At 73.2% G+C, this 24,060-nt stretch carries 25 protein-coding genes; 19 read left to right on the forward strand and 6 right to left on the reverse strand.

Annotated elements, in window-relative coordinates; genetic code table 11:
* The 9 genes from MF672_RS44475 (at position 1) to MF672_RS44515 (ending at position 7,211) form a co-directional block, all read left to right on the forward strand.
* Positions 1 to 591 (forward strand): riboflavin synthase, encoded by a 591-nt coding sequence (locus MF672_RS44475; protein WP_242382570.1) that lies wholly within the window; start codon positions 1 to 3, stop codon positions 589 to 591.
* Complete coding sequence (locus MF672_RS44480; protein WP_242382571.1) at positions 588 to 1,253, forward strand: nicotinamide mononucleotide transporter family protein; 666 nt, start codon at positions 588 to 590, stop codon at positions 1,251 to 1,253. Before MF672_RS44475 ends, MF672_RS44480 begins: the two co-directional genes overlap by 4 nt.
* Positions 1,250 to 2,482, forward strand: coding sequence for a bifunctional 3,4-dihydroxy-2-butanone-4-phosphate synthase/GTP cyclohydrolase II (locus MF672_RS44485; RefSeq protein ID WP_242382572.1), 1,233 nt, complete (start codon positions 1,250 to 1,252; stop codon positions 2,480 to 2,482). Before MF672_RS44480 ends, MF672_RS44485 begins: the two co-directional genes overlap by 4 nt.
* The gene (gene ribH / locus MF672_RS44490) at positions 2,479 to 2,946 is read left to right on the forward strand and encodes a 6,7-dimethyl-8-ribityllumazine synthase (RefSeq protein ID WP_242382573.1); all 468 of its coding nucleotides are present in this window, start codon (positions 2,479 to 2,481) and stop codon (positions 2,944 to 2,946) included. Before MF672_RS44485 ends, ribH begins: the two co-directional genes overlap by 4 nt.
* 76 nt (positions 2,947 to 3,022) lie before the next feature.
* Entirely contained in the window at positions 3,023 to 3,490 is a 468-nt protein-coding gene (locus tag MF672_RS44495) for a PH domain-containing protein (RefSeq protein WP_242382574.1), read from the forward strand.
* 69 nt (positions 3,491 to 3,559) lie between these two features.
* Positions 3,560 to 4,426 (forward strand): AAA family ATPase, encoded by an 867-nt coding sequence (locus tag MF672_RS44500; protein ID WP_242382575.1) that lies wholly within the window; start codon positions 3,560 to 3,562, stop codon positions 4,424 to 4,426.
* Positions 4,419 to 5,564, forward strand: coding sequence for a vWA domain-containing protein (locus MF672_RS44505; protein WP_247815749.1), 1,146 nt, complete (start codon positions 4,419 to 4,421; stop codon positions 5,562 to 5,564). Before MF672_RS44500 ends, MF672_RS44505 begins: the two co-directional genes overlap by 8 nt.
* Complete coding sequence (locus MF672_RS44510; protein ID WP_242381641.1) at positions 5,557 to 6,660, forward strand: XdhC family protein; 1,104 nt, start codon at positions 5,557 to 5,559, stop codon at positions 6,658 to 6,660. Before MF672_RS44505 ends, MF672_RS44510 begins: the two co-directional genes overlap by 8 nt.
* Positions 6,660 to 7,211 (forward strand): nucleotidyltransferase family protein, encoded by a 552-nt coding sequence (locus tag MF672_RS44515; RefSeq protein WP_242381660.1) that lies wholly within the window; start codon positions 6,660 to 6,662, stop codon positions 7,209 to 7,211. Before MF672_RS44510 ends, MF672_RS44515 begins: the two co-directional genes overlap by 1 nt.
* On the opposite strand, the gene MF672_RS44520 is transcribed toward MF672_RS44515, so the two are convergent.
* The gene (locus tag MF672_RS44520) at positions 7,197 to 8,084 is read right to left on the reverse strand and encodes an endonuclease/exonuclease/phosphatase family protein (protein WP_242381642.1); all 888 of its coding nucleotides are present in this window, start codon (positions 8,082 to 8,084) and stop codon (positions 7,197 to 7,199) included. The genes MF672_RS44515 and MF672_RS44520 overlap by 15 nt on opposite strands.
* Positions 8,085 to 8,176: 92 nt before the next feature.
* Here MF672_RS44520 and MF672_RS44525 point away from each other — a divergent pair, with 92 nt between their 5' ends.
* The 3 genes from MF672_RS44525 to MF672_RS44530 all read left to right on the forward strand — a co-directional run bounded on the left by MF672_RS44525 (position 8,177) and on the right by MF672_RS44530 (position 10,710).
* Positions 8,177 to 9,217, forward strand: a complete 1,041-nt coding sequence (locus tag MF672_RS44525) for an LLM class F420-dependent oxidoreductase (protein WP_242381643.1) — start codon at positions 8,177 to 8,179, stop codon at positions 9,215 to 9,217.
* Between the two features lie 91 nt (positions 9,218 to 9,308).
* Complete coding sequence (locus tag MF672_RS52370; protein WP_407654814.1) at positions 9,309 to 9,371, forward strand: putative leader peptide; 63 nt, start codon at positions 9,309 to 9,311, stop codon at positions 9,369 to 9,371.
* Positions 9,372 to 9,423: 52 nt separating this feature from the next.
* Positions 9,424 to 10,710, forward strand: coding sequence for a dicarboxylate/amino acid:cation symporter (locus tag MF672_RS44530; protein ID WP_242381644.1), 1,287 nt, complete (start codon positions 9,424 to 9,426; stop codon positions 10,708 to 10,710).
* Positions 10,711 to 10,770: 60 nt separating this feature from the next.
* On the opposite strand, the gene MF672_RS44535 is transcribed toward MF672_RS44530, so the two are convergent.
* Positions 10,771 to 11,124, reverse strand: coding sequence for a hypothetical protein (locus tag MF672_RS44535; protein ID WP_242381645.1), 354 nt, complete (start codon positions 11,122 to 11,124; stop codon positions 10,771 to 10,773).
* Positions 11,125 to 11,414: 290 nt separating this feature from the next.
* Between MF672_RS44535 and MF672_RS44540 the strand changes: the two genes are divergently transcribed.
* The 7 genes from MF672_RS44540 to MF672_RS44570 all read left to right on the forward strand — a co-directional run bounded on the left by MF672_RS44540 (position 11,415) and on the right by MF672_RS44570 (position 18,186).
* Positions 11,415 to 13,088, forward strand: a complete 1,674-nt coding sequence (locus tag MF672_RS44540; RefSeq protein WP_242381646.1) for a serine/threonine-protein kinase — start codon at positions 11,415 to 11,417, stop codon at positions 13,086 to 13,088.
* A gap of 47 nt (positions 13,089 to 13,135) precedes the next feature.
* On the forward strand, positions 13,136 to 14,197 hold the full coding sequence (locus MF672_RS44545; RefSeq protein WP_242381647.1) for a M24 family metallopeptidase: 1,062 nt from the start codon (positions 13,136 to 13,138) through the stop codon (positions 14,195 to 14,197).
* A 26-nt stretch (positions 14,198 to 14,223) separates the two neighbouring features.
* Positions 14,224 to 14,784 (forward strand): elongation factor P, encoded by a 561-nt coding sequence (gene efp / locus MF672_RS44550; protein ID WP_242381648.1) that lies wholly within the window; start codon positions 14,224 to 14,226, stop codon positions 14,782 to 14,784.
* A 1-nt stretch (position 14,785) separates the two neighbouring features.
* Positions 14,786 to 15,196, forward strand: a complete 411-nt coding sequence (gene nusB / locus MF672_RS44555; RefSeq protein WP_242381649.1) for a transcription antitermination factor NusB — start codon at positions 14,786 to 14,788, stop codon at positions 15,194 to 15,196.
* A 308-nt stretch (positions 15,197 to 15,504) separates the two neighbouring features.
* The gene (locus tag MF672_RS44560) at positions 15,505 to 16,257 is read left to right on the forward strand and encodes a methyltransferase domain-containing protein (RefSeq protein ID WP_242381650.1); all 753 of its coding nucleotides are present in this window, start codon (positions 15,505 to 15,507) and stop codon (positions 16,255 to 16,257) included.
* A 54-nt stretch (positions 16,258 to 16,311) separates the two neighbouring features.
* Entirely contained in the window at positions 16,312 to 17,553 is a 1,242-nt protein-coding gene (gene dinB / locus MF672_RS44565; protein ID WP_242381651.1) for a DNA polymerase IV, read from the forward strand.
* A 228-nt stretch (positions 17,554 to 17,781) separates the two neighbouring features.
* The gene (locus MF672_RS44570; protein WP_242381652.1) at positions 17,782 to 18,186 is read left to right on the forward strand and encodes an SCO2097 family morphological protein; all 405 of its coding nucleotides are present in this window, start codon (positions 17,782 to 17,784) and stop codon (positions 18,184 to 18,186) included.
* 195 nt (positions 18,187 to 18,381) lie between these two features.
* Here MF672_RS44570 and MF672_RS44575 read toward each other — a convergent pair whose 3' ends face one another.
* The 4 genes from MF672_RS44575 to MF672_RS44590 form a co-directional block, all read right to left on the reverse strand.
* On the reverse strand, positions 18,382 to 18,945 hold the full coding sequence (locus MF672_RS44575; protein WP_242381653.1) for a dihydrofolate reductase family protein: 564 nt from the start codon (positions 18,943 to 18,945) through the stop codon (positions 18,382 to 18,384).
* 149 nt (positions 18,946 to 19,094) lie between these two features.
* Entirely contained in the window at positions 19,095 to 21,554 is a 2,460-nt protein-coding gene (locus tag MF672_RS44580; protein WP_242381654.1) for a transglutaminase TgpA family protein, read from the reverse strand.
* Between the two features lie 56 nt (positions 21,555 to 21,610).
* Positions 21,611 to 22,879: a DUF58 domain-containing protein gene (locus MF672_RS44585; RefSeq protein WP_242381655.1), complete on the reverse strand. Its 1,269-nt coding sequence runs from the start codon at positions 22,877 to 22,879 to the stop codon at positions 21,611 to 21,613.
* A gap of 55 nt (positions 22,880 to 22,934) precedes the next feature.
* Positions 22,935 to 23,969 (reverse strand): AAA family ATPase, encoded by a 1,035-nt coding sequence (locus MF672_RS44590; RefSeq protein ID WP_407654802.1) that lies wholly within the window; start codon positions 23,967 to 23,969, stop codon positions 22,935 to 22,937.
* Positions 23,970 to 24,060 lie beyond the last annotated feature (91 nt).

Genomic DNA, 24,060 nt, shown 5'->3' on the forward strand with positions numbered 1-24,060 from the left:
ATGTTCACCGGAATCATCGAGGAAAAGGGCGAGGTCGTCGCCATCGAACACCACGGCGGCGGCGCCAGGCTGTCCGTACGCGGCCCGCTGGTCACCTCCGACGCCCGCCACGGCGACTCGATCGCGGTCAACGGCGTCTGCCTGACGGTCGTCGAGGCCGCGGACGGCGTCTTCACCGTGGACGTCATCAGGGAGTCGCTGGAGCGCAGCTCCCTCGGCGCGCTGACCACCGGGTCGGCCGTCAACCTGGAACGGGCCGTGCGCGCCGACCAGCGCCTCGGCGGCCACATCGTGCAGGGCCACGTGGACGGCACCGCCGTGCTGCTGTCCCGCGCACCCGGCGAGAGCTGGGACGACCTGCGCTTCTCCCTCCCCGAGGCGCTGAGCCGCTACGTGGCCGAGAAGGGCTCGATCGCGATCGACGGAATCAGCCTCACGGTCACCACGGTTGACGACGAAGGCTTCGGCGTGAGCCTCATCCCGACCACGCTGAAGCTCACCACCCTGGGCGAGCGCCAGGTGGGCGACCTGGTCAACCTCGAGGTCGACGTGATCGCGAAATATGTGGAAAGGCTGGTGGTCAGGCAGTGAACTGGGCGGACGCCGGATTCACGGTATTCGGCACACACGTGCTCTGGACGGACCTGGTCGGCAACATCGCCGCCCTGTCCACGGTGCTGCTCGCGATGCGCAAGTCGATGTGGACCTGGCCGGTGCAGTTCACCGGCTCGGTGCTGCTGTTCATCGCCTCGATCAACGCGCACATCACCGGCAACGCGCTGAAGCAGGCCATGTTCGCGGGCCTGGCGATCTACGGCTGGTGGGCGTGGCGGCGCGGCACGCAGGACGGCAGGCAGCTCGCCGTCCGGCCCGCGCTGTGGTGGGAGCGTTCGCTGCTGGTCGGCGTGCTGCTCGTCGGGACGGTCCTGGTGGGGCTGCTGTTCTGGGTGACCGGGCTGTCGTGGGGGGCGCAGGTGCCGCTGCCGAAGGGCGCGTTCCTGGTGGCCGCCGACGCCTACATCTTCGTCGGCAGCGCCATGGCCACCTGGGCGCAGGGCCGGGCGCTGACGGACTTCTGGATCGTGTGGGTGGCCGTCGACCTGGTCGGGGTGCCGCTGGCGTTCAGCTCCGGCCTGGTCGTGTCCGGCTCGGTGTACGGGGTGTTCTTCATCCTGGTGGTGATCGGCTACGTGAAGTGGCTGCGGGAGTACCGGGCCCGCACGGCGGCGCCCGCGGTGGCGGTGGCGCAATGAGCGGGCAGGAGCAGGACAGGATCGAGCTCGACCCGGTCGAGCGCGCCATCGAGGACATCCGCAACGGCAAGCCCGTCGTGGTCGTCGACGACGAGAACCGGGAGAACGAGGGCGACCTCATCTTCGCCGCCGTCAAGGCCACGCCCGAGCTGTGCACGTTCATGATCAGGCACACCAGCGGCATGATCTGCGTCGCCATGGAGGGCAAGGAGCTCGACCGGCTGGGGCTGCCGCTCATGGTGTTCCACAACAAGGAGCGCATGCGCACGGCGTACACGATCACCGTGGACGCCCGCGACGGCGTCACCACCGGCATCTCCGCCGCCGACCGGGCGAGGACCATCCGCACGCTCGCCGACTCCGCGACCGAGCCCAACGAGCTGGTGCGCCCCGGGCACGTCTTCCCGCTGCGCTACCACGAGGGCGGCGTGCTGGCCCGGCGCGGCCACACCGAGGCCGCGGTCGACCTGGCCCGGCTGGCCGGCCTGTCCGGCGCCGGCGCGCTCGCCGAGATCGTCAACGACGACGGCAGCATGGCGCGCCTGCCCGAGCTGCGCCGCTTCGCCGACGAGCACGACCTGGCCCTGGTCTCCATCGAGCAGCTCGTCGACTACCGGCGGCGGGCCGAGAGCATGGTCACCCGGGTCGCCGAGACCCGCCTGCCGAACGTGTACGGCATGTGGCGCGGCTACGGCTACGCCAGCGCCCTCGACGGCGGCGAGCACATGGCGCTGGTCTTCGGCGACCTCGGCGACGGCGAGAACATCCTGGTGCGGGCCCACTCCGAGTGCCTGACCGGCGACGTGTTCGGCTCGCTGCGCTGCGACTGCGGCGTGCAGCTCGACCACGCCATGTCGGCCATCGCGCAGGAGGGCCGCGGCGTGGTCGTCTACCTGCGCGGGCACGAGGGCCGCGGCATCGGCCTGCTGGCCAAGCTCAGGGCCTACAGCCTCCAGGACAACGGCTCCGACACCGTCGACGCCAACGTCGAGCTGGGGCTGCCGGTCGACGCCCGCGAGTTCTCCAACGCGGGGCAGATCCTCGCCGACCTCGGCGTGCGTTCGGTGCGGCTGCTCACCAACAACCCGGCCAAGCTCAGGGGCATGGACGGGTACGGCATCAAGGTCCTCGGCCGTGAGCCGATGCCCGTGGCCATGAACCCCTACAACGAGCGGTACCTGACGGCCAAGCGCGACCGCCTCGGCCACGACATCTCGGAGGCTTCATGAGCGGGCAGGGACGCCCCGTGGCCACGGCGCCGGACGCCGCGGGACTGACGGTCGGGGTGGTGGCGGCGAGCTGGCACGCCGAGATCACCGACCAGCTCGTGGCGCGGGCCGTGCAGGCCTGCGACGACAGCGGGGCGCGGGCCACCGTGGTGCGGGTGCCGGGATCGCTGGAGATCCCGGTGGTCGCCCAGGCGCTGGCCCGCCGCTGCGACGCGGTGGTGGCGCTGGGCGCGGTCATCCGCGGCGAGACGGCCCACTTCGACTACGTCTGCGACTCGGTGACCGCCGGCCTGACCCGGATCTCGCTGGACGAGCGGACCCCGGTCGGCAACGGCGTGCTCACCGTCGACACCCTCGACCAGGCGCTCGACCGGTCGGGGCGGCCGGGCAGCAAGGAGGACAAGGGCTACGAGTCGGCCGTCGCCGCCCTGGAGACGGCGCTGCTGCTCCGAAGCCTCGCCTGAGCGGCGGCGCGCGGCGGGCCGGGTCTCCGGCCCGTCCTGCTGCGGGACCGGGCCTGACCTGCGGTAGGTTCTCCTCGTGTCAGAGCCCGACGTCCCGCAGCCGTCCCCGCCCGTCGCCCTGCCCGTCACCTGGCGCCCGGGTGTCCCGCGCCTGGTCCCCTACGTCTTCGCCGCGGTGATCGTGGCCGGGGCGGTGATCATGGCGATCTTCATCGCGGCCCCGTTCCAGCTCCCCGACCGCATCGCGATCGTGGCGTTCGGCGGCGCGGTGGCGTACGTGCTGCACCTGCTGGGCCGGGTGCGGGTGACGGCCGACGAGGAGGGCGTCACCCTGGTCAACGCCGTGCGCACGCACCGCTACTCCTGGCCGGAGGTCCTGGCGGTGTCGATGGACCCGGGCGACCCCTGGCCCCGCGTCGACTTCTCCGACGGCCGCACGATCGGCGCCATGGGCATCCAGGGCTCGGAGAAGGAGCGCGCCGCCCGGGCGGTGGCCGAGCTGTCGGCGCTCATCCGCGAGCGCGGTGAAGCCCGGGAACTCTAGGGCTCGGGAATGCCGCGGAGGCGGGTGTCGACGTAGCCTGAAAGCGTGCTGCGGCGGACAATCAGGGCAATGGACATCCAGTCACCGGGAAAGCTCGTCGAGCTGCTCGACCGGCACGCCTATCTGGCCGACGAGGGGCTGGCGACGGCCGCGTTCCTGGCCCTGCGGATGGGGCGGCCGCTGTTCCTGGAGGGCGAGGCGGGGGTCGGCAAGACCGAGCTGGCCAAGACCCTCGCCAAGCTGCTCAAGGCGCCGCTCATCCGGCTGCAGTGCTACGAGGGCCTGGACGCCGCCCAGGCCCTGTACGACTGGGACTTCGCCCGCCAGCTCCTGCACCTCAAGGCGGCCGAGGCGGCCGGCGTCACCGACGTCGGCCGGCTGGAGGGCGAGATCTACGACCGGCGCTTCCTCATCGCCCGCCCCCTGCTGAAGGCCGTCGAGACGCAGCCCAGCGTGCTGCTGGTGGACGAGATCGACCGGGCCGACGACGAGTTCGAGGCGTTCCTGCTGGAGGTCCTGTCGGACTTCACGATCTCGATCCCCGAGCTGGGCACGATCAGGGCGGAGACGCCGCCGGTGGTCGTGGTGACCTCCAACCGCACCCGCGAGGTCCACGACGCGCTCAAGCGGCGCTGCCTCTACCACTGGCTGGAGCACCCCGACTTCGACCGCGAGGTGGCCATCCTGCTGCGCCGGCTGCCCGGCTGCGGCGAGACCCTGGCCCTGCAGGTGGCGCGGGCCGCCGAGCGGCTGCGCCGGGCCGGCCTGGTCAAGCCGCCCGGCGTGGCCGAGACGCTGGACTGGACGGAGGCGCTGCTGACGCTCGGCGCCAAGGAGCTGGACCCGGGCCTCGCCGCCGCCACGCTGGGGGCGGCGCTGAAGTACCGGGAGGATGTGGCGAGCGTCCTCGGCAACGGGCTGCTCCAGCATGACTGACGGCCCAGGCAGCGGGCCCGGCAGCGGTGCGGCCGGTCGTCCGGACGGCGGCGCGCTGGCCGCCACCATGACCGGGTTCGCCAGGACGCTGCGCGCGGCCGGCGTCGGGGCCGACCACGAGCGGACGCGGGGCCTGCTGGACGCGCTCGCCCACCTCGACGTCACCGACCGCGCCGCCGTCTACTGGGCCGGCCGGCTCACCCTGTGCGCGGGCCCCGACGACCTGCCCCGCTACGACCGCTGCTTCGCCGCCTACTTCGGCGGGCACCGCGCGACGACCGCCCGCGCCGCCGTCACGAGCGTCACCCGGCACCTGGCGGCCCGCGACGACCCGGACGCCGCCGAGCGGGACGGCGGCGCGACGGCACGCCCGCCGCGCCCGCCACCGCCAGCCCGCCGAGGTGCTGCGCCACCGCGACGTGGCCCGGCTCACCGAGGCCGAGCGCGCCGAGGTGCACCGCATGCTGGACCCTGCTGGCCGGGCCCGGCGCCGGGCCGGCGGCGCTCGCGCCGCTTCGAACCCGCCCACCGCGGCGTCCTGGACCAGCGCCGCACCGTCCGCGAGGCGCTGCGCAAGGGCGAGGTGGCCCGGCTCCGGCGCCGCAGGCACGCCACCCGGCCGCGCCCGGTCGAGCTGTTCGTGGACGTCAGCGGCTCCATGGCCCCCTACGCCGAGACCCTGCTGCGCTTCGCCCACGCCCTGGTGCGCAGCGAGCCGCGGGCCACCCGCGTCTACTCCGTCGGCACCCGGCTCACCCCGATCACCGCCGAGCTGCGCCACCGCGACCCGGGCACCGCGCTGAACGAGGCGTCCAAGGCGATCCCCGACTGGAGCGGCGGCACCCGGCTGGGGGAGGAGCTGAAGGAGTACCTGGCCCGCTTCAGCGCCCGGGGCGCGATCGTGGTGATCGCCTCCGACGGCTGGGAACGCGGCGACCCCGCGCTGCTGGGCGCGCAGCTCGCCCGGCTGTCGCGGCAGGCGTACCGGATGATCTGGGTCAACCCGCACAAGGGGTATGAGGACTACCAGCCGCTCACGGGCGGCATGCGGGCGGCCCTGCCGTATCTCGACGACCTGGTGGCCGGGCACAGCCTGGCCGCCTTCGAGCGACTCAGTGAAAGGCTCGCCCATGCGTGACGTGCTGCCGGAGATCATGCGGTGGTGGAGGTCGGGGCTCAAGTTCGGGCTGGCGACGGTGGTGAGCACGTTCAGCAGCGCGCCGCGGCCGCCGGGCGCGGCCATGGCGGTGCGCGGCGACGAGGTGGTGGGCAGCGTCTCGGGCGGCTGCGTCGAGGGCGCGGTGTTCGAGCTGGCCGCCGAGATCGACACGCCGGTGCTGCAGCGGTACGGGGTCAGCGACGACGACGCCTTCGCCGTCGGCCTCACCTGCGGCGGCATCATCGACATCCTCGTCGAGCCGGTCTCGATCGAGACCTTCCCGCAGCTCGGCGAGGTGGCGGCGTCGATCGCGGCGCACGAGCCGGTCGCCGTCGCCACCGTCGTGTCGGGCCCCGGCCGGACGGGCGCGCGCCGGATCATCTGGCCGGACCGCGCCTCGGGCAGCCTCGGCCCGAGCCGCCTGGACGAGGCCGTGGACGACGACGCCCGCGGCATGCTCGCCCAGGGCGCGACCGGCCTCAGGCGCTACGGCGGGGAGGGGGAGCGGCGGCTGGACGACCTCGCGGTGTTCGTGCACTCCTTCGCGCCGCCGCCGCGGATGCTGGTGTTCGGGGCGATCGACTTCGCCGCGGCGGTGGCCAGGGTCGGCAAGTTCCTCGGCTACCACGTCACGGTGTGCGACGCCCGGCCGGTGTTCGCCACGCCCAAGCGTTTCCCGGACGCCGACGAGGTCGTGGTCAAGTGGCCGCACGACTATCTCGCCTCGGTGCAGGTGGACGCGCGCACGGTGATCTGCGTGCTGACCCACGACCCGAAGTTCGACGTCCCGCTGCTGGAGGTGGCGCTGCGCACCGAGGCCGGGTACGTCGGCGCGATGGGCTCGCGCCGCACCCACGACGACCGCCTGGCCCGGCTGCGCGAGTCGGGGCTCACCGAGGAGGAGCTGGCCCGGCTGCGCTCGCCGATCGGGCTGGACCTCGGCGCGCGCACCCCGGAGGAGACGGCGGTGTCGATCGCCGCCGAGCTGATCCAGCTCCGCTGGGGCGGCACCGGCCGCCCGCTGTCCAGCACGGAGGGCCGCATCCACCACGAGACCCCTCCCGAGGCGCCGTGATCGCGGGGTTGCTGCTCGCGGCGGGCCGGGGCGCCCGGTTCGGCACGCCGAAGGCGCTCGTCGAGTACGCCGGCGAGTCCCTGCTCGACCGCGGCGTGCGCCTGCTGGCGGAGGGCGGCTGCGACCCCGTCGTGGTGGTGCTGGGCGCGGCCGACGCGCCGGTGCGCGGCGCGCTCGCGGTGCGCAACCCCGACTGGGCCACCGGCATGGGCTCCTCGCTGCGCGCCGGCCTGGCCGCGCTGCCCGGCCAGGCCACGGCCGTGGTGGTCGCGCTGGTCGACCAGCCGCTGATCCGGCCGGGCGCGGTGCGCGCGCTGATCGCCGCGCGGGCCGGCCTGGCGGTCGCCACGTACGCCGGCCGCCGCAGGAACCCGGTGCTGATCGCCCGCGAGCACTTCGCCGAGGTGGCGCGGCTCGCGACCGGCGACGTCGGCGCCCGCGCGTTCATCGCTGCCCACCCTGAGCTGGTCACCGAGGTGCCGTGCGACGGCCACGGCGACCCCGCCGACATCGACACGCCCGCGGACCTGGCCGCCCTACAGCCGGAATGAGGCCAGGGCGGCGCGGTGGTCGCTGCCGGTGGCCGGCGCGACGCCCGCCTCGGTCGCCGTCATGCCCTTGAACAGGATGTGGTCGGGCCGGGTGACCGGGAACTCGGCCGGCCAGGTGAAGCCGAACCCGTCGCCGGCCACGCCCTGCGCGTCGGTGAGCGGCGGCGTGAGGCCGCGCATGCCGCGGTCGGTGGTGGCGGTGTTGAGGTCGCCGAGCAGCAGGATGCGCTTGCTCGGGTCGGCGTCGACGAGCCCGCGGGCCTGGGCCAGGGTGGCGTCGCGGGTGGCGGTGTGGCCGGGGCGGGCCGAGGCCAGATGCATGACGTACACGGTGACCTTGCCCTTGGGGGTGGTGACCACGGCGCGCAGGGCGCGCGGCCAGCCGAGGCCGACGTCGATCGGCTTGGTCTCGCTGAGCGGGTAGCGGCTCCACAGGCCGACCGTGCTGACCGGGTAGTGGTACCTGAACATCTTGTTGAGCTGCTTGGCGGCCGGGCCGCCGGGGGTCAGCTCCTGGGCGGCCAGCAGGTCGAGGTCCTTCGCGATCGCGCGGACGGCCTCGCCGGAGGCGTCGTTGCGCACCCCGACGTTGACCGTGCCGACCGACAGGTCGCCCTTGCCGCCGGGCGGCGTGCGCAGCAGCGTGGAGCCGAACATCGCGGCCCACACCACCCCCGGCACCAGCGCGGACGCGGCGGCCACGGTGGAGCGGGCCAGCGCGGCGGCGAGCAGCAGCACCGGCACGGCCGCCCCGACCCAGGGCAGCAGGCTCTCCAGGACCGGCGTGAACCCGCCGAGCGGAGGGATCAGCCGATGGCCCGCCAGGACCGCGGCCACGACCGCCGACAGCACCACGACAATCCGACTCAGCACCCGTCCCAGGCTAGCCGCTCCCCGTTCCGGATCCGGCGCGATAGCCTGTTCGCGTCGAAACGGAACATCATTCGGTTCATCGGGAGCCCGGCATGCGCATCGGTATGGCACTCAACTACTCGGGCGGCTTCAAGGAGACCGTCGCCGAGCTGGCGGACTACGAGAAGGCCGGGCTGGACATCGTGTTCGTCGCCGAGGCCTACTCCTTCGACGCCGTCAGCCAGATGGGGTACATCGCGGCGAAGACCGAGCGGCTGCAGATCGCCTCCGGCATCCTGCCCGTCTACTCGCGCACGCCGACGCTCATGGCCATGACGGCGGCCGGGCTCGACTTCGTCTCCGACGGGCGCTTCACGCTCGGCATCGGGGCCTCGGGGCCGCAGGTGATCGAGGGGTTCCACGGGGTGCCGTACACCGCGCCGCTCGGGCGTACGCGGGAGGTCATCGAGATCTGCCGCCAGGTGTGGCGGCGCGAGCGCGTGCAGCACCAGGGCAAGCACTACCAGGTGCCGCTCCCCGCCGGCCAGGGCACCGGCCTGGGCAAGGCGTTGAAGATCATCAACCATCCGGTGCGCTCCCGCATCCCCATCGTGGTCGCCGCGATCGGCCCGAAGAACGTCGAGCTGGCCGCCGAGCTGGCCGAGGGCTGGGAGCCGATCTTCTACGTCCCGGAGAAGGCCGGTGAGGTGTGGGGCGCGTCCGTGGCGGCGGGCAAGGCCCGGCGCGACCCCGAGCTGGGCGAGCTGGACGTGATCGCGCAGGCGTCCCTCGCGATCGGCGACGACGTGGCGGGGCTGCTGGAGTTCGGGCGGCCGATGGCGGCCCTCTACATCGGCGGCATGGGCGCCAAGGGCAAGAACTTCTACAACGACCTGGCCCGGCGCTACGGCTACGAGAAGGAGGCCGAGCTGATCCAGGACCTCTACCTCCAGGGCAAGAAGGAGGAGGCCGCGGCGAAGGTGCCGGCCGAGCTGCTGGAGAAGATGTCGCTGATCGGCTCCGAGGGCTTCGTCCGCGACCGGGTGCAGGCGCTGAAGGAGTCGGGGGTGACCACGCTGAACGTGGCGCCGCTCGGGCGCACGCACGAGGAGCGGGTGCGGCTGATCGAGCAGATCAAGGACATCGCGGGCTGACACCGCCGAGTGGGATGAATCACTCTCAGCGGGAGGAATGCTCCGAACCTGGCCGGTGTTGTAGCGCCCCGTGAGGTTCTCCCCGGTGATCGTGCTGCTCGTCGAGCGGCTGCACGTCGACCTGTGCCGCGTGCGCACGGCGTTGTGTCGCTGACCCGACGACTCCGCGACCCACCCTTTCCTCACACTTTCGGAGCTACTCTCCCGTGAAGAGATTCTCTTTCTCGCTCCAGCTCCTCGCCGGTCTCGCCGCCGGCGTCGCGCTGGGCTTCGCCGCCCGCGTCTGGGACGTGACGTGGCTGGCCGAGACCCTGACCAGGGTCGGCCAGATCTTCGTCCAGCTGCTCAAGCTCGCCGTGCCGCCGCTGGTCTTCACCGCGGTGCTGGTCAGCGTCGCCAACCTGCGCAACGTCAACGGCGCCGCCAGGCTCGCCGGCAAGACCCTGCTGTGGTTCCTGATCACCGCGGCGGTGTCGGTGGCCCTCGCCATCGGGCTCGGCCTGCTCATCGACCCGGGCCGCGGCGTCACCCTCGACACCGGCGCCGCCAAGGCCCCCGACCACGCCGGCACCTGGCTCGACTTCGTCACCGGCATCCTGCCCACGAACGTCGTGACCGCGTTCACCGAGGTCAACGTCCTGCAGATCGTCTTCCTCGGCGCCGTGCTCGGCGCGGCGGCGCTGGCCGCCGGCGACAAGGCCGAGCCGGTCCTCACGCTCGCCCGCTCCGTGCTGGAGCTGGTGCAGAAGGTGCTGTGGTGGGTCATCAGGCTCGCCCCCATCGGCACCGCCGGCCTGATCGGCAAGGCCGTGTCCACCTACGGCTGGGACCTGCTGGCGCCGCTCGCCAAGTTCAGCGCCGGGGTCTACCTCGGCTGCCTGCTGGTGCTGCTGGCCGTCTACCCGGTGGTGCTGGCGGTCTGGGGCAAGGTCAACCCCGTCCGCTTCTACCGCAACGCCTGGCCCGCGATCGAGCTGGCGTTCGTCTCCCGCTCGTCGGTCGGCACGCTGCCGCTGACGCAGCGGGTCACGGTCGAGCGCAACGGCGTGGACCGCGACTACGCCTCCTTCGCCGTGCCGTTCGGAGCCACCACCAAGATGGACGGCTGCGCCTCGGTCTACCCGGCGCTGGCCGCGATCTTCGTCGCCCAGGTCTTCGGCGTGCCCCTGGACCTCGGCGACTACCTGCTGATCGCGTTCGTCTCGGTCGTCGGCTCGGCCGCCACGGCCGGCCTCACCGGCGCGACCGTCATGCTGACGCTCACGCTCAGCACGCTGGGGCTGCCCCTGGAGGGCGTCGGCCTGCTGCTGGCCATCGACCCGATCCTCGACATGATGCGCACCGCCACCAACGTCACCGGCCAGATGGTGGTGCCCGTGGTGGTGGCCCGCTCCGAGGGCCGCCTCGACACGGCGGTCTTCGACGCCCCGCCGCAGTCCCTCGACGACGCCCCGGCCGAGCCGCGCCGGACACCGGAGCCGGTCGCGGCCTGACCCGCGGTGACGACGGGCGGGAGGCTCAGCGGCCTCCCGCCCGTCGCGTTGCCGGAGGTCCTAGCTGTCGCACTGCCGCGAGATGCGGCGTCCGGTCTTGGCGTCGGTACAGGTCTTGCAGGTCCGGTTCGGGCTGGTCGCGGTCGGTTCCTTGGTGGTCACGCATTCGGTCTCGGTGGCTTCGCTGCTCTTGTTCTCGCAGTACTGCTTCTTGTATCCGCTGCCTTTCTTGCCGCGGCAGTAGAAGCAGCGCTTGCCGCCTTCCTCCAGCCATTTGCATTTCGGTGCGTGGCCGGTCGGGCAGTCGGTGGCCGCGACGGTGTCGCGGGCGGGTCCGGCCTGCGCCTGAGAGGGAATCGACGGGATCAGGGCGGCCGCTGCAAGGGCGCTGACCGCGCAGATTTCCTTGAGCATGGGTCCTCCCGGTATTCGCGCTTTCCACTTGCTCTTCCATCGTGGCCCGCGGTCCTGCGAATTCGTCAAGACGAACGACGTCATTTTTTTCCGGACGACTAAACCGTGACGCCCGGACAATTGGCGGTGAATTTGCTTTCCGGTGCCTTTCCTGTTGCCTGGTGCCGGGCCCGCGCGGCCGGCGGGCGGTCCGGACGGGAGGGGCCAGGAGGGCCGGTTGTGGGGGCGGCAGGGGTTGGCGGGCCCTAGGGTGGGTCGGAAATCATGATTTTTCGAGTCTTGGCGGGGATATGTCCGACGCTTCGTTGATCGCCGACCGGTACCGGCTGGACGAGCGCATCGGCCACGGGCCGGCGGGCGAGGTGTGGCGGGGGTACGACACGCGCGCCGACTGGGTCGTGGCCGTCAAGGTGCTGAGCGGCGCCGGGTCCAGGGAGCTGCTGCGGCAGCATGCCCAGGCTGTGGCCAAGGTCATCCACCCCAACGTGGCCATGGTGCTGGACGTCGGCGAGCACGACGGCGCGCCGTTCCTGGTGATGGAGTACCTCACGGGGCCGAGCCTCGGCGAGGAGCGCGCGGCCGCCGGCGGCACGCTCGGCGTGGTCGAGGTGTGCGACCTGGTGGGGCAGGCGGCGGCCGGGCTGGACGCGGCGCACCGGGCCGGGGTGGTGCACGGCGAGATCGACCCGGACGGCTTCCGGCGGGCCGGGAGCGGGGTGCTCAAGGTCGTCGGGTTCGGGCTCGGCGCCGCGGGCCCGACCGGCGGCGACCGGCGGTACCTGGCGCCTGAGCGGGCCGCCGGGGGAGAGGCGCTGCCCGCCGGGGACGTGTTCGCGCTGGGGTGCGTCTGCTACGAGCTGCTGTGCGGACGGCATCCGTTCGCCGGCCAGGCAGGGGACGGCGGTCCCGAGGGCGGGAGCGCTGCCGGCGGCGGTCCTGACGGCGGTCCCGCGGGCGGTCCCGGTGAGGGAGCCGGTGAAGGAGCCGGTGAAGGGGCCGGCGGGGCGCCGCGGCCGCCGGGCGCGTTGCGGGCCGGGGTGCCCGCCGAGCTGGACCGGCTGGTGCTGGCCATGATCGCGGCCGATCCCGCCCGCCGCCCCTCCGGCGAGGCGATCCGCCGCGCGATGGTCACCATCGCCCATCCCCGCGCCAACCCCGACGCCCCGGCCCCCGCCGGAACGCCCGGCACGCCCGGCATGCCCGGCATGCCGGTCACGGGCGCGATGTTGCGCGACGGCGTCCCGGCGGGAAGGGGCCACGGGCCGGCGACCGGCGCGCCCCGCGCCGGGGACACGGCCGTCTACCAGGCCGGCGACCTCCCGCCCGAGCCCCCGCGAACGCGCGGCAACCGGCTGTTCGTGCAGCTCGGCGCCGCCCTGGCCGCCATCGTCGTGGTGACACTCGGTCTCGTGGTGTGGGCCGGCGCGCGCGGCGGCGACGAGCCGGGCGCGGCATCCACTCCCGAGCCCACCGGCGTCGCGACCACTGCGCCGACCACTGCGCCGACCACCGGGCCGACCACCGCAGCGGTGCCGGGGGAGACGCCGACCACGACGTCCGACTGGCCCACCGCCACCCCCAGCGGCCAGCCGTCCCCCGGGATCGTGGCCACGCTCGGGCCCGGCATCGACCCGCCCACCGCGCTGCTGGAGACGCCCCCCGTCCGCGGCACCCTGGGCCCCGGCCGGCAGCCGCCGAACGGCTGGAACGGCTGGCTGTCCGCCTTCAGCGACGCCATCGACAGCCAGACCCGCCTGAACGGCATCAACCCGGACGTGGCGGCCAAGGCCCGCGACAAGCTCCAGAAGGCGGCCAGGAAGGCCGCGGAGGGCCACCCCGACTCGACCCTCGACCACGTCGCCGGGATCTACCGCGACCTCCGGCGCGCCCAGGAGCGGGGAGACATGGAGCGGAGCGGGCCGCTGGCGGAGTTCATCCGGGAATGGGAGGTCCGGGGCGCCTGAGCCCCCGCCCTCACCTGCCCGTCCCCGCCTGCCCGTACAGTGGCGCAATGACCTTCGACCACGCGGCGCGCCGGGCGCGGCTCGCCGCGCTGCTGCCCGGCCACGAGGTCCCGGCCCTGCTCGTCACCTCCGCCGTCAACGTCCGGTGGCTGACGGGGCTGGCCAGCTCCAACGCGGCCGTCCTGGTCAGGGCCGACGGCACGGCGCTGCTGGCCACCGACAACCGCTACATCGGCAAGGCCAGGACGCTGGACGTCCCGGTGGTCGAGGCCGCGGACGTGGCGGCCCGGCTGGCCGAGCCCGGCGCCGGCATCGAGGCCGCCAGCATGACGGTGGCCACCTACCGCCGGCTGGGCCGCGGCCTGAGCGGCCGCCTGTCCGCCGAGCTGGTGCCGCTCGGCCCCGTGGTGGAGGAGCTGCGCGCGGTCAAGGACGACGCCGAGCTGGAGCTGCTGCGCACCGCCTGCGCGATCACCGACCAGGCGTTCGCCGACGTGACGTCGCGCATCGTGCCCGGCATGACCGAGCGCGAGCTGGCCCGGCTGCTGGAGAACCGCATGACCGAGCTCGGCGCCGACAAGCCGGCCTTCGACTCGATCGTGGCCGCGGGCGAGAACGGCGCGATCCCGCACCACGCCCCCACCGGGCGCGAGCTGCGCGCCGGCGATCTGGTGACGATGGACTTCGGCGCCCGCTACCAGGGCTACCACGCCGACATGACGAGGACCGTCAGCCTCGGCCCGCCCGCCGCCTGGCAGCGCGACCTGTACGACCTGGTCGCTGCCGCCCAGCGCGCCGGTCGGCACGCCCTGGCCCCCGGCGCGGCGGCGGACGAGGTGGACCGGGCGGCCCGCTCGTTCATCGAGGCCGCGGGCCACGGCGAGCACTTCCGGCACGGCCTCGGGCACGGCGTCGGCCTGGAGATCCACGAGGAGCCGTTCCTGGGCCCCTCGCGGACCGGTAGACTAGAGGATCGAGTTCCGATCACCGTCGAGCCGGGGGTCTACCTGCCCGGCCGGGGCGGCGTCCGGATCGAGGACACCCTCGTGACCCGTGCGGGCGGGCCGGAGCTTTTCACCAAGACGACCAAGGAGCTGCTCGTCCTTTAGAGCGGCCGCACGCGGGAGAAGAACGAGTGGCGACGACCAACGACCTCAAGAACGGCATCGTGCTGAAGCTCGAGGGCGGTGAGCTCTGGAGCGTTGTCGAGTTCCAGCACGTCAAGCCAGGCAAGGGCGGCGCGTTCGTGCGCACCAAGCTCAAGAACGTCCTCTCCGGCAAGGTCGTCGACAAGACCTTCAACGCCGGCGTGAAGGTCGACGTGGCCAACGTCGACAAGCGCGAGATGCAGTACTCCTACAAGGACGGCGCCGACTTCGTCTTCATGGACACCGAGACCTACGACATGGTCACCGTGCCCGCCGCGACGGTCGGCAGCGCCGCCAGCTACATGCTGGAGAACACCACCGCCACGGTGGCCTTCAACGAGGGCGCCGCGCTCTACGTCGACCTGCCCGCCGCCGCCGAGCTCACCATCGCCGAGACCGAGCCCGGCCTCCAGGGCGACCGCTCCACCGGCGGCACCAAGCCTGCCAAGCTGGAGACCGGCGCGGAGATCAAGGTCCCGCTGTTCATCACCACGGGCGAGAAGGTCAAGGTCGACACCCGCACCGGCGAGTACCTCGGCCGGGCCTGAGGTGTCGGCACGCGGCAAGGCACGCAGGCGGGCCCTCGACATCCTCTTCGAGGCCGAGCTGCGCGACGAGGACCCGCTGAAGATCCTCGCCGAGCGTGTGGAGCGGCAGGAGCCGCCGGTCAACGAGTACACCTCGGCCATCGTCGAGGGCGTCGCCCGGCACCGCGCGCGCATCGACGAGCTGATCACCACCTACGCCGAGGGCTGGACGCTCGACCGCATGCCCGCGGTCGACCGCAACCTGCTGCGCGGCGGCACGTACGAGCTGCTGTGGATGCCCGACGTCCCCGAGGGCGTGGTGATCAGCGAGTGGGTGCACCTGGCCGGCGAGCTGTCCACCGACGAGTCCCCCCAGTTCGTCAACGGGCTGCTGGCCCGCTTCAAGCAACTCAAGCCAAGCCTCACCCTTTAGAGACCCGCCGGAACCTTCCGTTTCGGGATAACCTCTGACCACGCCGGGCCTGTACGGCACGCGAGGCGAGGGGCGCGCCGTCACGGCCGGGCACCCGACCGCCTGCCGTGTGGGGCGCGGGCGGCTGACTGCGTACGGAGGAGTGGCGCGTCACCAGCCGCGACGCGCCCCTCTTCACCTCTCCCGCCATCCCTGCCGTTCTGCTTCGCCCTGTGCGGAGCGGGCGGCGCGCGCACGGCGTAGGCTGGGGCGCGTCGAGGGAGCCGCCCGCGAAGCAGCAGCTCGCGGGGCGAGAGGAAGGCCGAACGTTGCGAGCTGAGAGCGCCACGAAGACCCCGGCGGCGCGGACCGCCGTCGTCTGGGACGCGTTGCGGTCGGCCCTGGCCGAACGGGCCGCGGCCACCGGCCGCGAGGCGCTCGATATCGTCGACGCCGGCGGCGGCACCGGCGGCTTCGCCGTGCCGCTGGCCGAGCTGGGCCACTCCGTCACCGTCGTCGACCCCAGCCCCGACTCGCTGGCCGCGCTGGAGCGCCGCGCCAAGGAGAAGGGCGTCAGCGTGCGCTCCCTGCAGGGCGACGCCGACGGCCTCGGCGAGCTGCTCCAGCGCGACAGCGCCGACCTGGTGCTGTGCCACAGCGTCCTGGAGTACGTCGAGGACCCGCGCAGCGCCCTGGCCGCGGTCGCGGGTGTGCTGCGCGGCCAAGGCGTCGTCAGCGTGCTGGCCGCCAACCCGATCGCCGCCGCCGTGCACCGCGCCCTGGCCGGGCAGTTCGACGAGGCGCGGGCGGTGCTGGACGACCCCGACGGCAGGTGGGGCGACCGTGACCCCACGCCCCGCCGCTTCACCGCCGACGCCGTCAGCGAGCTGCTGACCGCCACCGGGTTCACGCCCGGCCCGGTCCACGGCGTGCGGGTCTTCGCCGACCTGGTGCCGAGCCGGCTGCTCGACGGCGAGCCGGGGGCCGCCGAGTCCCTGGTGGCGCTGGAGCAGGCCGCCGCCCAGCACCGCGTGCTGCGCGACATCGCGAGCCAGGTCCACGTGCTCGGGCAGCGCGGCTGAACGCCCGCCCGGCACCCCTGACTGTCGAATTCGTGTTCGGATAGAATCGACGGCGTGTCCCGTAAGCAGATCACCGGCATCGGCCCCGCACCGCGCACCGGGGCCGATGACAGCGGCTGCCCGATCCTCCACGTCGACATGGACGCCTTCTTCGCCAGCGTCGAGCTGCTCGAACGCCCCGAGCTGCGCGGCCGCCCGGTGATCGTGGGCTCGCCCGCCGGGCGCGGCGTCGTGCTCAGCGCCACCTACGAGGCCCGCGCGTACGGCGTGCACTCCGCGATGCCGATGAGCCGGGCCCGCCGGCTCTGCCCGCAGGCCGTGATCATCCCGCCGAGCCACGGGAAGTACTCCGAGGTCTCCAAGGGCGTCATGGAGATCTTCCACACGATCACCCCGCTGGTCGAGCCCATCGCCTCCGACGAGGCGTTCCTCGACGTCGGCGGCGCCCGGCGGCGGCTCGGCCCGCCCGCGGCCGTCGCCGCCCTGATCAAGGAGCAGGTCCTCGACCGCTACGGCATCACCTGCTCCGTGGGCGTCGCCGCGAGCAAATTCGTGGCAAAGCTCGCCTCCAAGCAGTGCAAGCCCGACGGGCTGCTGGTGGTCCCCGCCGACGAGGTGGTGTCCTTCCTCCACCCGCTGCCCGTGTCGGCCCTGTGGGGCGTCGGCGAGCGCACCGAGCAGTCCCTGGTCCGGCTCGGCATCCGCACCGTCGGAGACCTCGCCAGAGTGCCGCAGGGCACGCTGCAGCGGGAGCTGGGCCAGGCCGTCGGCGGCCACCTCGCGGCGCTCGCCTGGGGGCGCGACGAGCGGCCGGTGACCGCCCACGTCCCCGACAAGAGCATCGGCAACGAGGAGACCTTCGCCGCGGACGTCGACGACCCCGACGTCATCAGGCGCGAGCTGCTGCGCCTGTCGGAGCGGGTGGCCGCCAGGATGCGTAAGGGCGGTCACGTGGGAAGAACTGTAAGTGTGAAGCTTCGCCGAGCCGATTTCACGACGATCAGCCGCTCACGCACGCTGCGCGAGCCGACCGACGTGGCCCAGGTGATCTACGCCACCGCCTGCGAGCTGTTCCAGGCGGCGGGGCTGGAGCGGGTGCGGCTGCGCCTGGTGGGGGTCCGGATGGAGAACCTGCGTCCGGCCCAGGAGGCCACCCGGCAGCTCGGTCTCGGCGAGCGGGAGACCGGCTGGAGAGAGGCCGAGCAGGCCATGGACAAGGCGATCCGCAGATTCGGTCCCGATGCGGTGGTCCCGGCATCGCTCGTACGTGGCAAGCTTGATGAAATAGAGACATGACGCCGATGTCTCTCCTCTGTGGTGCGCCGGTGTCACGATTTTGGGGGAAGGGGGGCGAGTTGGGCCACAATAGAGCCATGACGTCACCTCCGGTTTGGTCTGCGTTGGACGTTTGCTTTCGCCTACGTCTACAGCCTCGTATTCTGGGGATAACCGACCGCGAGGTCCGGACACCCCGTGTCGTCCGTTGCCGTCTTCCCCGTCCTGGGGCCGTCCTTGGGAGGCGCCGTGCCGCTCTCTGAGCACGAGCAGCGCTTGCTCGAACAGATCGAGCAGGCCCTCTACGCCGAGGACCCGAAGTGGGCCAACACCGTAAGGATCAGCGACCCGCGCCGCCACTACAAACGTCGCCTGATCAAGGCCAGCATCGGCTTCGCCCTCGGCGTCGTCGTCATGATGGTCGGCGTCGTCCTGAGCGGCGCTGCTCTGATCCCGCTCGGCGTCGGCGGTTTCGTGGTCATGCTCGCGGCGTGTCTGTGGGGCCTGTCCAGCTGGAAACGCATGAACGGCTTCGGCGACTCGCCGCCGGCCGCCGGGCAGCGCGGGCCGGGCAAGCAGGCCCGCCGCACCAACCGGGGCACGTTCATGGAGCGCATGGAAGAGCGCTGGCGCCGGCGTCACGACGAACGCTGAGCCGCCGTCCCGCCTCCTGACTCCCGTGGCCGGATCGGCCGGCGACCGGGGTGCCGGGCCCGGGTCCAGAGGTGGATCGGACGCGCGGCTGACGTTGAGAGCGTGCGGCCTTCCCGCAGAGGGGAGGGGCCGCACGCTCTTCGCGTCTCCGGCCCCCCGCTGACCGGCCCGCCTGACCACCCGCGGCCGATCGGCTCAGCGGCGGACGCGGTAGCGGATGTGGGTGGCCTCTGGGGTGTCGATCACCTGGCCGATGTCCAGCTCGATCTCCGACGGCAGGACGTCGAACAGCCGGCGTCCCGCGCCCAGGAGCACAGGGATGTGGTGGATCTGCACCTCGTCCAGCACCCCGGCCTGGAGGGCCTGCCGCACCGTGTACGCACCGCCACGAATCTGCACGTCCCGTTCCCCGGCGGCGGCCTTCGCCTGCGCCATCGCGCTTTCGATCCCGTCGTTGACGTAGGTCACCAGCGGATAGCCCCACCGGGCGGCCGGGCCGGGCGGCCGGTGACTGGGGACGAAGATCGGCAGACCGCCGTGCGAGCCGCCCCAGTGGTCCATGAGCTCGGCGGTCCGCCGTCCCGCGAGGATCGCGCCGGCCCGGTTCCATTCGTCCTGGAACTGCTTGACCGGCTCGGGATGCCGGTCCGAGTCGGCCCATTTGTGCAGCCGCTCGCCGTCGTGGCCGCCGAGGAAGTCGTTGGGGTCGGCGATGTACCCGTCGAGGGACATCGACATGTCGAGCACTGACTTGGACATGGCCACTCCCTAACTGTGTCCGTAGAACACTGTGTACGCTAGAGACAGTTTTGGCGGATGGCAAGGGGAGGCGACCCGCCAGTACCGAGGGCTTGGAGGCGGTCTCCATGCTGCCGGGCCGGCCTTCCGGCCGGCCCGGGCTCGATGGCTCAGGGCGTCTTGTGGGCGGCGGCGCGACGGAGCCGGATCGTCTCCAGCAGGTCGAACCCGTCCAGCAGCCGCTCCCCGACCCCTCGCAGCCGCCGCAGCGTGGACGGCGGCAGCAGCACGGCCCGGATCCGCCGCCCCCGCGTCACCGTCGCCGCCAGCGCCTGCCGCACCGTCCGCAGCTCCTTGCGCAGCGGCCCGACCGGCCCGGGTGTCCGGGCGAACAGGACCCGCTCGACGGCCGAGGCGATGCCCGAGACCGCGGCCGCCGCCTCCGCGTCGAACTCGTACTGCTGCACCAGCCGCCGGGCCAGCGCCCGCGGCGTCTCGCTGGGCTCGCGGGCCAGGCCGTAGTCGCACAGGACGTCGTCCAGCTCGGCCCAGGCCGCCGCCACCGCCGGGTCGCGGCCCGCGGCGCCCTCGCCGGCGGCCACCCTGGCGGTCAGCTCGTCGCCCGGCTGGGCCACCTTCCAGCCCAGGACGCGCACCCGCCGGTTCCTGGTGACGACCCGCATCGCGGCGGGGATCAGCAGGAGCAGCAGCAGCGCGGCCAGCCCGAGGCCGATCTTGGCGATCAGCGGCGTCGACTCCTCCTGCGGCAGCGCGCCCGGCAGGAGCTGGCTCTCCCGGTCCAGCTCGCGCGGGTTCTGCCGGGCGCCCGGGTCGACCGGCTCGTCAGCGGCCGCGCTGGAGGCGCCGGGCGTCGGCGTCGAGGCGTCGCCGGTGGGCCGGGGGGCGGGCACCGAGTACGCCGGCGGCCGCGCGCTGCCCTGTCCCAGCGCCCCGGCCGGGGTCGGCTCGAACGGCAGCCAGCCCACGCCGTCGAAGTACAGCTCGGGCCAGGAGTGGGAGTCGTTGGTGCCGACCTCCCAGCGCCCGGAGACGCTGGTGCCGCCGGTATAGCCGATCGCCACCCGCGACGGGATGCCGATCAGCCGGGCCAGCACCGCCATCGACGCGGCGAACTGCTCGCAGTAGCCGGCCCGGCTGTGCAGCAGGAAGTCCGACAGCGCGTTGTTGTCGTGCCCCTGGGTGCGCAGGCTGTAGCTGAAGCCGCCGGTCCTGGTGAACCACTCCTGCAGCTTCACCGCCGCCTCGTACGGCGAGGAGACGTTGCCGACGATCTTCTCGGGCAGCTCCTGGATCGCCGCGGGCAGGTTGCGGGGCAGCTGCAGGAAGCGCGGGTCCACCGCCCCCCGCTCGAACGGCAGCGACTCCAGCAGCTCGCGCGTCGGCGCCGGCTCGCTGCTGACCACCTGGTAGTCCAGCCCGGCCGCCTCGTCGCCGGTGGAGAAGACCATCAGGGTGTCGACGTCGGCCCGCCAGTCGCCGTCCACCTGCACCTCACGCGGCGGGTACGGCAGCGGCAGGAACTTCAGCTCCTCGATCTCGTCGCTGATCTGCACGTCGGTCGTCACGTTCGTGATCTTCGTACGCCCGGTGAGCCCGGGCGGCGGCGGCAGCGGGCCCTCGTCGGTCCGGTTCTCCGGCGCGCCCTTGGGCTGGGTCATGCCGAACTGCCGCCCGTCGAAGGTGTCGAGCGTGTAGATCCGCATGTAGTGGGGCTGCTGGTCGCTGCTGGCGTAGGTCAGCACCACCCGGCGTTCGGGCAGTTCGAGCTGGCCCTTCAGGTTCGCGATCGGGTTGGGGATGCTGATGGAGTTGCCGCGCCCGCCCGTCCCGCTGCCGCCCACCCCGAACTGGAAGAACGACACCGGCTCCATCGTCGGCAGCAGCGCGGGCACCAGCACGGCCAGCACGATCGCGGCGAACCCGATGCGCTTGCCCGACAGCCGCAGCCCGCTGGTGTCGGCCGACGCCGTGCTCCGCGCCGCCGGGGCGCCGGGCGCGGCCGGCGTCGCCGCCATCCGGGTCCTGCGCACCAGCACCGCCCGGCCCCAGTGCCCCACCCGCTCGCGCCCGTCCGAGATGAGCAGGCCGACGAAGCCGAGCGCGGCGATGATGAACGCCGGCCAGCTGATCGGGTCGGGCAGGATCGTCGCCGGGACCGTGGCGAGGGCCAGCAGCGGCAGCCCCGCCAGGGCCGCCCGCCGCAGCCGCGCCGCGAACAGGTCCACCAGGATCGCGATCAGCGCCACCCCGCCGGTGGTCAGCAGCACGATTCCGTCCGTGACGGGCACCGGCGCGGCGAAGCGCTGGATGTCGGCCCAGCCGACGCCGAGCAGCCGGCCGAGCTCCAGCACCGACGCCTTCGTCGGCACCAGCAGCCCCCACGCCTCCTCGGCGGCGAAGGACACCGTCAGGTAGAGCCACACGGCGGCCAGCGCCAGCAGCGGCGCCGCCCACGCCGGCAGCGACAGGCGGCTGCTCACCAGCCCCGCCGCCACCACGGCCAGCACCACGCCGAGCGACGACCAGAACCACGTCCCGCCCTCGAAGAGCGGGTAGAGCAGCACGGTCGCGGTGAACGCGGCCACGCCGGAAGCGATCGTCAGTCTCATCTGCCGTTCCTCACGCGGGCCTCACTCGGGCCTCGCATCGGGCCTCACCCGGAACCTCACGCGGGGCCTCCCGCCGCCGGGTTGAGCACGTACCTGCCGCCGCGGTTGGCGGCGTCCTGCCAGACCGACGCGATCGAGGTGCCGGCGGGCAGCCGCACGATGCGCCAGCCGTAACCGGCGAGCACGGTCTGCACGGCCTCGTGGTCCTCGCTCGCCCCCGGCTCGCCGCCCTCCCACGTGCCGACGTCGAGCAGCACCGCCACGCCGGTGATGCCGCTGTGCCGCAGCCGGGCCAGCTCCCGCGCCTCCTCCGGGTCCAGCGCGCCGAGCACGGCCACGATCAGCCCGTCGCCGCCGCCCTGGCGCAGCGCCGAGATGCCCATCTCCAGCGAGCGGGCCGGGCTGTGCCGCACCACCGCGAGGGTGTCGAGCAGGGAGTAGCTGAGCCCGCTGTCGGTCAGGTGCTCGGGCCCCTGGTCGGTGACCAGCCGCAGGCCCAGGCCCTCACGGGCGAGGTGCACGCCGATGGAGGCCGCGGCCGAGACCGCCACCTCGAACGACGAGCGCGGCCCCTCGCCGCGGTGCGCGTGCCGCCGGGTGTCGAGCAGGAGCGCGCCGCGGCTCTGCCACTGCTGCTCCTCCCTCCGCACCATCAGCTCGCCGCGCCGGGCCGTCGAGCGCCAGTGCACCCGGCGCAGGTCGTCGCCCTGCCGGTACTCGCGCGGCGCCACGTCGTCGTCGCCGGCCGCCGCCACGCTCCTGGTGCGGCTCTCGCCGCCGCCCGACCACTCGCCGGACAGCCGCACGTGCGGCAGCGCCGCCACGTGCGGGGTCACCACGAGCGTGTCGCTGATCGTGAACGACCGGCTCAGCTCCACCAGCCCGAACGGGTCGGCGATGCGCACCGACAGGGGCCCGATCGAGTAGCGGCCCCGCAGGTCGGAGCGCACCCGGTAGTCGATCTCCCGCACCCCGCGCGGCTCGACCCGGTCCAGCACGAACCGGGGCCGCACGCCCAGCGCGTACGGGACGGTGTCCTCGATGAGCAGCAGCCCGGTGGGCAGCCGGGTGACGTTCTCCAGCCGCAGGGTGACGGTGGCCTCGCCGCCGACCTCCGCCCGCGGCGGGTCCAGCCGCCTGGCGCAGCTCAGCCGGTACCGGGTCCGCGCCACCACCATGGCGGCCAGCAACGGCAGCGCCGTCACCAGCACCCCGATCCTGAACAGGTCGTTCTCGCCCAGGAGCAACGCCATCACCAGGGCCGCGATCCCGGAGGCGAGGAACGAGCGCCCCCTGCTGGTCAGCGCCCGCAGCCCGGCCCTCACCGCGCCTCACCCGCCCCGGGCCCCCGGCGGCCGTCGCCGCCGCGCCGCGCGCCCATCAGCGGCCCCGCGTCTCCGGCACCGGCACGCGCCTGATCAGGTCGGCCACCACCTGCTCCGGCAGCCGCCGCTGCCCCTGCGCCTCGATGCTGGGCAGCAGCCGGTGCGCCAGCACGGGCACCGCCAGGTCCTGGAGGTCGTCGGGGATGACGTAGTCGCGGCCGGCCAGCGCGGCGTGCGCCCGCGCGGCCCGCACGAGCTGCAGCGTGGACCGGGGCGAGGCGCCCAGCCGCAGGTCGGGGGAGTGGCGGGTGGCCACGACGAGGTCGATCGCGTACTTCTTGACCGGCTGGGAGACGTACACGCCGCGCACGGCCTCGATGAGCGCCCGCACCTCCGACGTGGTCGCCACCGGCTCCAGCTTGTCCAGTGGCGAGGTGCCGCCGTGCACGTCGAGCATCTCCAGCTCGGCCGTCGGCTCGGGGTAGCCCATCGCGACGCGGGCGGTGAAGCGGTCGCGCTGCGCCTCCGGCAGCGGGTAGGTGCCCTCCATCTCGATGGGGTTCTGCGTGGCGATCACCATGAAGGGGGCGTCGAGAGGGTACGTCACCCCGTCCACCGTGACCTGGTGCTCCTCCATGCACTCCAGGAGGGCGGACTGCGTCTTGGGGGAGGCGCGGTTGATCTCGTCGCCCACCACGATGTTCGCGAAGACGGGCCCCGGCTTGAACTCGAACTCCCGGGTCTGCTGGTTGTAGGCGCTCACGCCGGTGATGTCGCTGGGCAGCAGGTCGGGGGTGAACTGCACCCGGCGTACGGGGCAGTCGATGGAACGCGCCAGCGCTTTGGCGAGCATCGTCTTGCCGACGCCGGGGACGTCCTCGATCAGGAGGTGCCCCTCGGCGAGCAGGACCGTGAGGGTGAGGCGTACGGCGTCGCCCTTGCCCTCGATCACCGACTCGATCGCCTCGCGGATCCGGTGGGCTACGGTGACCAGCTCGTCGAGCTGGGGAGGGACGTCATGGGTTACTGCCACCAGGCCTCCATGAAAGTGCGACGGCCGCCCGCGGTGCCATTGCGGGAGCCATGCCATTCCTTTTCCATTGTGTGTACGACCCTACGACGCTGTGGGTTCTCGAGCGACATTTGTGGATATTCCAGAGAACCTGGGCGATGTTCCCGAT

It is taken from the genome of Actinomadura luzonensis (assembly GCF_022664455.2).
GTDB lineage: Bacteria > Actinomycetota > Actinomycetes > Streptosporangiales > Streptosporangiaceae > Nonomuraea > Nonomuraea luzonensis.